Origin of the sequence: Streptomyces megasporus (genome assembly GCF_000718985.1) — a bacterium.
Classification (GTDB): Bacteria; Actinomycetota; Actinomycetes; order Streptomycetales; family Streptomycetaceae; genus Streptomyces; species Streptomyces megasporus.
In genome coordinates, this window is record NZ_JODL01000071.1 from 1 (window position 1) to 893 (window position 893).

An 893-nucleotide genomic window follows, 5' to 3' on the forward strand; every position below is an offset into this window, starting at 1 on the left:
ACGAACCGCTCCGGCACCGCCAACACCGGCACCTCCCGCGCACACCGCTCCTGCGCCTTCCAACACCGCGTCCGGAACCGACACCCCGACGGCGGATCCGCCGGCGACGGCACATCCCCCGACAACAGAATCCGCTCCCGCCGATCCCGACTCTCCGGATCCGGCTGCGGCACCGCCGACAACAACGCCTGGGTATACGGATGCGTCGGATGATCATAGATCTCCACATCCGACCCGATCTCCGCCATCTTCCCCAGATACATCACCCCGACCCGATCCGAGATGTGCCGCACGATCGACAGATCGTGCGCGATGAAGATGTACGACAGATTGAACTCGTCCTGCAGCCGCTCCATCAGGTTCACCACCTGCGCCTGCACCGACACGTCCAACGCCGACACCGGCTCGTCACAGATGATCACCTCCGGATTCAACGCCAGCCCCCGAGCGATCCCGATCCGCTGCCGCTGCCCCCCGGAGAACTGATGCGGATACCGGTTGACGTACTCCGGATTCAGCCCCACCACATCCAGCAACTCCTGGACCCGCCGCCGCCGATCCCCCTTCGGCGCCACCTCCGGATGGATCTCGAACGTCTCCCCGATGATGTCCCCGACCGTCATCCGCGGATTGAGCGAGGTGTAGGGATCCTGGAACACCATCTGGATGTTCCGCCGCACCGCCTTCAACGCCCGCCCCGACAACCGGGTGATGTCCTCGCCCTTGTACAGGATCTGCCCGGCGGTGGGCCGCTCCAGGTTCATCAACAGCTTGGCCACCGTCGACTTGCCGCACCCGGACTCCCCCACGATGCCCAGCGTCTCGCCCTGGTGCAGGGTGAACGACACGTCGTCCACCGCCCGCACCGCACCGATCTGCCGCTTGAACACCAC

Annotated in this window: 1 protein-coding gene; it reads right to left on the bottom strand. The window is 65.6% G+C overall.

Annotation, left to right across the window (positions count from 1 at the left end):
* Positions 1-893, bottom strand: an 893-nt coding sequence (locus IF47_RS0126675; protein ID WP_031511581.1) for an ABC transporter ATP-binding protein, incomplete at both ends; no start/stop codon positions are given.